We start from the raw sequence: 8,602 nt of genomic DNA, 5'->3' as shown, positions 1-8,602 counted from the left end.
ACCGACGGAACCAACGGAGCCGACAGAACCAACGGAACCGACAGAACCGACGGAGCCAACAGAACCAACGGAGCCGACAGAGCCAACGGAACCAACGGAGCCGACAGAGCCAACGGAACCGACAGAACCAACGGAACCGACAGAACCAATGGAACCGACGGAACCAACGGAGCCGACAGAACCAACGGAGCCAACAGAACCGAGTCGACAAACAAATGTAAATAAACTTGGAGAACAGTTACCAAGTACGGGGGGACAACTATCAATTGCCCCATATTTAGGTGGGATTATCCTTTTAACTAGCCTCTTGTTTATGGTGAGAAGTAGAAAAAACCAAGTTTAGAAAATAGTATGACTAGGTTGGCTATTATGTTCAATGTATGAGCATAATAGCCAATTTTTATTTTCTTAATTATTGATTAGAATTTTTATTAATTGCTGTTTATACCGTTTATTAGGGTAACCATATATCGCTATCAAGCTAAGCCCATACAACGTTAATTATAGTAGGGGTTGTTTCTTTTTTTTAAAGCTACGTGTAGGGAATTTAAAGATTTGCATACGAAATAAAACCCTAATGGGTTTCAATTTTTTGATTTAAGCCGCTTGATTATCAAACATGGTACAATTGTAAATGACACCTAATATATCAAAGACTGTTTTCTTCTCATATCGATGAGATTTTCTCCCGTTTTGCTGTAGAAGGTTGAATAAGCGAATTAGAATCTTTGATAGCTCTTGGGTGTCTTTCTGTATAGCTTGGAAAAGAAGCAGAAAGTAATCTTTAATCATATATATGGCCTTATATTCACTCAGTTCTCGTTTTTTTTCTAAGAAGTAATTGCCGCATTTGAAACATGGTAGAAGAACAGAGGAGAATGACATTCCAATCGTTCTGGTTTTATCTTTTTACAATGATGAATATGAAAGAATGATTTCCACGTTTTAAATAAAATCTCGATTTACCAACGTAAAGAATACCAATCATGTAATTGTCCCATTGGGACAATATCTGTAGGAGTATTTGTCATATATACATTGATACCGCTAAGTTGTTTACTACGAGGAGAATACTTCATTCCTTTCTTTTTTTCTCTTACAGTTTGATCGTGTAATCGTTTTTGTCGTTGTTTTTTTGTTAGTCGATGAACAATCACACGAGTTGAGACTTTATCAGTCATTCCTACATAAGCGTTGGATATTTCACATGTTTGTCCTGGTTGAAGAGAGTTCATTAAAACCTCCATATCTATCTGGATATACTCTGTACCTTTAATAATCAGGGTTAGGATTTTTTGATAAATACGTGTATTCGATTTGATACGTGAGATATAATAAGCCTTTTTATCTTGTATATGTTGAAGGTCTTTCAAATGAAAATAACCTAAGTCTCGGATACATAAATCATTTGTTGTTACAGTTGGGACACACAGGGAACCGTAAGTCCGATCATGTTGCTTACCTGGACCTGTATGAATATGAAGGAACTTTCCACTTAATAAATCATACTCAAGTTGAATCTTTATCCCCGCTGTATGGCTGCATACTCCTGCACCTGGATAAACAAATGAAAAAGGATCTGGGAGTTGAAATGTAGTTGAATCTAAAATACGAATACGCTTGAAAACAGAAGTATATGGATAAGAAATTGGCATAGATGATTTCAGCTTTTGGTTTAGTAGTTCAGCTAATAGGTGTTGTAAAAATTGAACAGCCGCTTTATTAAATCGTTGATTCATGCCTTCAGGGCTGATGAGTACTTCGGTTGATACTTCTAAACAGCTAGATAACTGAGTTAAAGAAGTCATAGCTACATTTTGGCTCATCCATACACATAAAGCTATTAAATCTTTTGCTTAGTATTTACTGGTTCGTTGTACGAAACCAACATCTCTAGCAAGATTCCGTAAGGTATTTAGAGATAAAAACTTTGAATCTCTTGAGTAAATAGTTATAATTCATCAGACACAGAAACAGACATAAAAAACGCCATCCTTTCCTATGATTCTACAGAAAGAATAACGTATTTTTTCTTTTTATGGATACATTTTTTTAGCTTGATAGCGATGGGGTAGCACCACATGCCCCATCCAGCTAATAAGGACGAGTTACTCCAAAACGATAAAAATAGACCTGGTTTCCATAGAAAACATCACGTTTTCACTCTGAAAGCATTATAGAAGTTTAACCTAGTGATTATATGGCTGATACTGATTATAAAAAAATGCAATCGGATTAATGGCTACATCAATAAAGATAATTCAAATAAAAAAAACCCTTCATTAATTATTGAAGTGTGAAGTGACCCAATGAAATAAGACAAGGAAACAACACCTCTTATACCGTATTTAATTTAAATACGGTATAAGAGGTGTTTCTTTTATGGGAACGAGAAAATCTTATTCAGAAGAAATTAAATGGAAAACAATCGAACTGAAAAAACAAGGGTACACAAACAAAGAAATTATGGAACAATTAGGAATTAAAAATAAAGCACAGATTAAAACTTGGATGAAGTGGCATCGTGAAGGTGAAACGTATCGTTTTAGTCGCCCTGTAGGAAAACAAAGTACGATACAAAAGGCTAATGGAGAAGGCGTAACTGAAATAGAGAAACTTCAGATAGAAAATCGGAAATTAAAAATGCAAATAGATATTTTAAAAAAGTACCACGAAATCGAGAGGAGTTGGTTAAAGAAGTAGTTATAGAAGTAGTGGAGTTGATGAAAGATGAGTACTCCATTAAAGAGATATGTATATTAATTGGTATATCTCGTTCTACTTATTATCGATGGAAAAATAAGTAGGAAGATATAAAGGAAGCAAAATTAGAACAGGCTATTTTGACAATTTGTATGACAAATCACTTTCGATATGGACATCGAAAAGTTACTGCTTTATTGAAACGAAAATATAATTATCACTTAAATCGAAAAACTGTACAAAAAATAATACAAAAGAAAAATTTACAATGTAAGGTTAAAAGAAAGAGAAGAACCTGGATCAATGGAGAAAGTAGGATTGTTGTAGAGAATCTCTTAAATAGAAACTTTCAAGCTACCAAACCAAATGAAAAATGGGTTACAGATATTACGTATTTGCCATTTGGTACAGAGATGTTGTATTTATCAAGTATTATGGATTTATATAACAACGAAATCATCGCGTATGAAATAAGTAACAGACAAGACGTAACACTCGTCTTAAAAACAGTTGAGAAGGCGATAAAACCACAACAAAAGGCTCAAATTATACTACATAGTGATCAAGGGGACGTGTATACCTTCTACGCTTTCCAAACGTTATCTAAAGAAAATGGCATTACCACAAGCATGTCCCGTAAAGGAAATTGTCATGATAATACCGTAATAGAATCTTTTCATTCCTCATTGAAATCTGAATTATTTTACTCCCAAGAAAAACAAATACATTCAACTTCTACTCTCAAACAACTCATTCACGATTACATTGAGTATTATAATACGGAACGTATTCAAGAAAAGTTAAACTACCTGTCTCCTATAGAATACAAAAAACAGGTAGCATAGGTGTTTTTTTCATGTACCAAATTCGTGGGTCAGTTCAGTTCCCTTCATTATTAATGAAGGGTGTTTTGAATTAATTCTTATAGTTCATCTTCTTCAACTTTTTTACTGTTATACTTACTATATCCATATATACATAAGCCGAAAAACACTCCGCTTATACTATTTATAGTAAGATCCTTCATGGTAATCGCTTCTCCAGAAGGTAAATATGTTAATAAAGTAAATACCACGAAGAAAATAAATCCCGAGAATATCGAATTACGAACTAACATTTTATTATTTGATGTATAACGTATATATATTTTTTTGATCCGCATCATTATAATGATATAAAATGATGTTGTTAATAAAATAATTAAGGCTAGAATACCAAGTGATGTAATTTCTTTGTTTAAAATCAAATCATATAACATAGCTCCAAAACAGATGAAAAGAGCTAACATCCCAGCGTTTGCCATTATTTCGAAGGCTGTATTTTGTTCTCGTTCATCAACAGAAGTACCTCTACCAAAAAGATATAATTTTAGTAACTTAGACATTAATCTTCCTCCCAAAATAAATCATTTAATGTAACACCTAAACTTTTGCAAATCTCAATACATAATTTCAAAGATGGGTTATATTCGCCTTTTTCTATTAGACCGATTGTCTGTCTACTTACATTTGTTGTTTTTGCTAATTCCCCCTGTGTCATACCCTTTTCAAGTCGAATTCGCTTTACTTTAGTAAGCATATTAGAAGCCTCCAATACATCTCTCTTGACACATATATATTACATTAGTTATATATGTGTGTCAATAATTAGAATTTTAACACCTTATATTCCTAGAATATCCTTATACACACCATATAAATTTGTATCTATAAAATGAAAGAATACGTTATTCTTTCTGTAGAATCATAGGAAAGGATGGCGTTTTTGATATGATCTTAACGATTTTTGATGAACTAGAATTATTGTCTAAAGAGTTACAATGATATATGTCACCTACTGCTTTAGAGCAATTAGCTAAAAATGTAGGATTCGTTAAACGAAAAAGTAAATACCGCGCACAGGATTTACTGGCCTTATGTATTTGGTTAAGTCAAAACATAGCTCATAACTTCATTGACACAATTATGTAGTCGGTTAGAAGCTAACACAGGCATTTCCATGAGGGATCCTGACGTCAAAACGCGGATATTATACGCTGAGTAAATCTCAACATACAAAAGGCCGAATTCCCTTACGCTAAGAATCCGACCTTTTTAGATTGGCTGGTTCACTAAAGCACTCATTAACTTTTATTTCCTGTTAAATTTAATTTCCGTTTTTATCCATCAAAAATATGCTACCTTCATCTATTTTATCTAGCAACTCTCCATTAAATACTTCTGTTCTATAATTAAAAACAAAAAAATTGTACATTCTCACCTGGAGATGCCAATTTTCTCGTTGTGGGGTATTCGCTTTTCTTAGCATGATAGCGATGGGCTGAACCCAAAGTTTGATTAAAATAGCTATGTAAACGTTAATTTTGCAAATAAAAATTGCGCCAGCTATTTCGATTTATTTGGCTTCAAACTGATTGTAAAGCGAATTTGAATTAACATTAATAGTATACCAATACTAATTATACTAACTAATTGTGAATTACCAGTAAACGCAGAATAGAACATAAGTGCAAATGATAGTATAACTAACCCCATGTTTATAAATGAATATAATTTATAAAGACCTTGCAACATGACATACTTTTGACCATCATCAAACTGATCTAAAAGCTCTTTTTCATAATTTTTAGAGCGAGGATTTGGGAACGTAAACCCTGGATTTGTAAGATTAATGATTTTTTTACTAGGATATAACTTCATAAATGCAAGAAATATAATAATAAAACTTGCTAAAACAATACTAGGTTGTTTATCTCTTAATAATAAGAATCCAGTTAGGACGGCGATAAATGATAAACATAATGATACTTGAATATAGATAGATGCTGTATATGCTTTTCTTTCTAACTGAAGTAAATAAGCATCTTCTTTCTCTGAATCAACTTCCATATCGCAGTTCTTCTCTACATTTCTAACATTAAAATCTGCAATGATCAGTGTTAGAAGACTGACTAAATTTACAACAATTAAAGTATTTGCTACATCTAATTGATTATAATTCACCATCAATTTATAAAGTCCATATACAAACATTAAAAGATAGACCCCTAATATTTTCACTATAATTCCTCCTTACTAAACATAAAAATATTTTCAGTTGGCTCTCCAAATACATGAGCGATTTTTACGGCTATCAATAAAGATGGCATATATTCATTTCGTTCAATCAAACTGACTGTTTGACGCGAAATTTTCGCTCTTTTCGCTAACTCTGCTTGATTTAATCCATCTCTTGCTCGCAGTTCTTTGAGTCGGTTTTTCATTTGATCACCTCAAATATATTGTAAACGATAATGTTATTTTTGACAATGATTGTAGTCAAAAATAACATTATCATAGTCGGAATGTAACAAGCAGTATAAATAAGTATTAATATATAGGGATAGCACCACATCGCTATCAAGCTAAGGTTAGGAAAGGTTAGTTTCAGAAAAACTCTTCTTCTTTTTCTAAAAAACTAGTATAGATTATTGGAAATTATGCATATCAAATAAACCCTAACGGGTTTCACCTTTTTGAATTAAGCGGCTTGATTCAAAAAGGGTACAATTGTAAACGACACCTAATATATCAAAGTCTATTTTTTTCTCATATCGATGAGATTTCCGCCCATTTTATTGTAGGAGATTGAACAGGCGAAGTAACACCTTTGATAGCTTTTGGGTGTTTTTTTGTATAGTTTGGAATAGAAGAAAATAGTCTTTAATCATATATATGGCTTTATACTCACTAAGCTCTCGTTTTTTCTTTATGAGGAGTAATTGGCGCATTTGAAACATGATAGAAGAACAGAGTAGAATGGCAATCAATTGACCATATAAATGGCACTCCAATCGTTCTGGTTTTATCTTTTTACAGTGATGAATTTGAAAGAATGACTTCCACGTTTTAAATGAAATTTCGATTTGCCAACGCAAAGAATACCAGTCATGTACCTGTCCCATCGGGACAATATCTGTAGGGGGGCATATATACATTAATACCACTGAGTCGTTTACTACGAGGAGAATACTTCATTCCTTTCTTTTTTCTCTGACAGCTTGATCTTGTAATCGTTTTTTGCTGTTGTTTTGTTAATCGATGAAAAATTACACGAGCTAACCTTTATCAATCATTCCTACAAAAGCATCAGCTATTTCACATGTTTGTCCTGGTGGAAGGCAGTTCATTAACGTCCCCATATCTATCTGTATATAATCTGTACCTTTCCTAATTCTTCCGCCGTGAAAATAATCCGGGTTAGGATTTTTTTGATAAATACGTATATTCGACTTGATACGAGAGGTATAGTTGGCTTTTTTATCTTGTATATATTGAAGGTTTTTTAAATGAAAACAACCTAAATCTCGGATACATAGATCATTCGCTGTCACAGTTGGGACACACAGAGAGCCGTAAGTGCAATCATGTTGTTTACCTGGACCTGTATGAATATGTAGGAACTGTCCACTTAACAAATCATACTCAAGTTGAATTTTTATCCCAGCTGTATGGCTGCATCCTCCTGGACCTGGAGAAACTAATATACAATTGTTACTCTTTCCTGAAGACAAACCAAAACCAAAAAAGAAGTCTGTTAATCGAATTGATTATATTCCCGACTATGTATTAGAGCAACTTTTTAATCACATTAATGATTTGCATAAAGAGGTGATTCCTGTGGTTTGGATTGCGTTTAAAACAGGACATAGAATATCAGATGTATTAGGTGTAACCTCTGATTGTTTAGTAAAACTTAGTGGACAATATTCTATTGAAACGGATATTGCAAAAACATATGTACAAGGGCATCGAATCCCAATTGATGATGAATTAGCAGATATTCTAACTATACAGGAACTGCTGGCACATACCTCACCCGAAACGACCTTACGGTATGCCAAACTGTTGGATGAAACGAAGCGAAAAGCATTTGAATCGATTATCAACCAAGGTGTGTTCAGTTTTAACTTAAATGGCGAGGTGCAAGAAATTAAAGCAGGCGAAGACATCCCAGAGGACATACTGGGCGCTCTTTGGCAATCATAAGCTGAACGCGATGGACAACCCGTACGGGACGTGTCATGCCCGACTGAAAGGGAATTGTCCTCATATGGAAGCGCCTCCTTTCCTTACGTGTAAGGACTTGGCAATGGGCTTTTCAGAATATGATGTACAAAAGTATGTGCTTCACGTAAAAACAACATCTAAATCCATTGAGATTGCAAAACAACACGGCCGGGATGATATGTTAGAAAAACAAGAGAGAAACCTACAACGTTATCATGACATTTTAAACAATATCCGCGAAGGTAATATTATCTTTGGAAGACAAAATCGGATGAAAAAGAAGTAAGGTGTGAAAAAATGACTAATTGTAACCGCAAAGAGCAACTGAAAGCAATCCATGCATCAAAAAAGGTAATTACTTCACAAAAGGTGGATAAAGCTATCCAAAGGCTCTTGCGAGCAAATAATCCTATCAATTTTAATAGTGTGGCAAGCGACGCTATACAACAACGGTGCACTGCGTGAACGAATTGAATCTCTGCGCCAGCAATAATCTCAAGTTCCCACTCCAAAACAGGTGAAGCGAAAAATAGATGAAAACAATGAAGATGCAATTATGGCTTCTTTGAAACGTAAGATTAAGAAATTAGAAGAAGAGAAAAAACAATTGCGTGAACAATTAAAGGTTGCTATGCAGAAGTTTATAGAAAGGTTTGAGGGAATAAAGTTCCCCCCTCTTCCATTAACGAAGCAGAACCGTATTATAACAAATCCAAGTAAACCTAAAAAAGAGCTTTTAATCGGCTCTTTTTTAAGGCAATACTTCCTCATCCAGTATTTTTAATTTAATTTGCTATTTTATAGTATGTACAAGCCATATGATGAATAAATTTTTTAGAGGGAAAGGAAGT

The 8,602-nt window shown here is 33.7% G+C and carries 5 protein-coding genes and 6 pseudogenes; 5 read left to right on the top strand and 6 right to left on the bottom strand.

Features of this window, described 5'->3' with window-relative positions; all coding sequences use genetic code 11:
• The coding region (locus BAQ46_RS29785; protein ID WP_131801188.1) for an LPXTG cell wall anchor domain-containing protein at positions 1 to 343 on the top strand (343 nt) is incomplete at its 5' end.
• A gap of 254 nt (positions 344 to 597) precedes the next feature.
• Here BAQ46_RS29785 and BAQ46_RS23080 read toward each other — a convergent pair.
• Positions 598 to 1,936 (bottom strand): annotated as a pseudogene (locus tag BAQ46_RS23080) (IS4 family transposase).
• A gap of 446 nt (positions 1,937 to 2,382) precedes the next feature.
• Here BAQ46_RS23080 and BAQ46_RS23070 point away from each other — a divergent pair.
• Positions 2,383 to 3,548 (top strand): annotated as a pseudogene (locus BAQ46_RS23070) (IS3 family transposase).
• A gap of 77 nt (positions 3,549 to 3,625) precedes the next feature.
• Here the strand turns inward: BAQ46_RS23070 and BAQ46_RS23065 are convergent.
• Both BAQ46_RS23065 and BAQ46_RS23060 read right to left on the bottom strand, forming a co-directional pair.
• Entirely contained in the window at positions 3,626 to 4,087 is a 462-nt protein-coding gene (locus tag BAQ46_RS23065) for a hypothetical protein (RefSeq protein ID WP_061114614.1), read from the bottom strand.
• On the bottom strand, positions 4,087 to 4,281 hold the full coding sequence (locus BAQ46_RS23060; RefSeq protein ID WP_061114615.1) for a helix-turn-helix transcriptional regulator: 195 nt from the start codon (positions 4,279 to 4,281) through the stop codon (positions 4,087 to 4,089). The genes BAQ46_RS23065 and BAQ46_RS23060 overlap by 1 nt, the downstream gene beginning before the upstream one ends.
• 248 nt (positions 4,282 to 4,529) lie before the next feature.
• Between BAQ46_RS23060 and BAQ46_RS23055 the strand changes: the two are divergent.
• Positions 4,530 to 4,728: pseudogene (locus tag BAQ46_RS23055) on the top strand (IS4 family transposase); the annotation flags it as partial.
• 359 nt (positions 4,729 to 5,087) lie between these two features.
• Here the strand turns inward: BAQ46_RS23055 and BAQ46_RS23050 are convergent.
• The 3 genes and pseudogenes from BAQ46_RS23050 to BAQ46_RS29780 all read right to left on the bottom strand — a co-directional run.
• Positions 5,088 to 5,762, bottom strand: coding sequence for a DUF3169 family protein (locus BAQ46_RS23050; protein ID WP_061114616.1), 675 nt, complete (start codon positions 5,760 to 5,762; stop codon positions 5,088 to 5,090).
• Positions 5,762 to 5,965: a helix-turn-helix transcriptional regulator gene (locus BAQ46_RS23045; RefSeq protein ID WP_061114617.1), complete on the bottom strand. Its 204-nt coding sequence runs from the start codon at positions 5,963 to 5,965 to the stop codon at positions 5,762 to 5,764. Before BAQ46_RS23045 ends, BAQ46_RS23050 begins: the two co-directional genes overlap by 1 nt.
• 234 nt (positions 5,966 to 6,199) lie before the next feature.
• Positions 6,200 to 7,222: pseudogene (locus BAQ46_RS29780) on the bottom strand (IS4 family transposase); the annotation flags it as partial.
• On the opposite strand from BAQ46_RS29780, the pseudogene BAQ46_RS29775 reads away from it, so the two are divergent.
• Together BAQ46_RS29775 and BAQ46_RS23015 are read left to right on the top strand one after the other, a co-directional pair.
• Positions 7,218 to 8,037: pseudogene (locus BAQ46_RS29775) on the top strand (site-specific integrase); the annotation flags it as partial. The pseudogenes BAQ46_RS29780 and BAQ46_RS29775 overlap by 5 nt on opposite strands.
• Positions 8,038 to 8,048: 11 nt before the next feature.
• Positions 8,049 to 8,408: pseudogene (locus BAQ46_RS23015) on the top strand (DUF6262 family protein).
• Positions 8,409 to 8,602: the final 194 nt, after the last annotated feature.

It is taken from the genome of Bacillus paranthracis (assembly GCF_001883995.1).
Lineage (GTDB): Bacteria > Bacillota > Bacilli > Bacillales > Bacillaceae_G > Bacillus_A > Bacillus_A paranthracis.
Note: the sequence above shows the minus strand (reverse complement) of the source record. Positions and strands in the feature narration are given on the sequence as shown.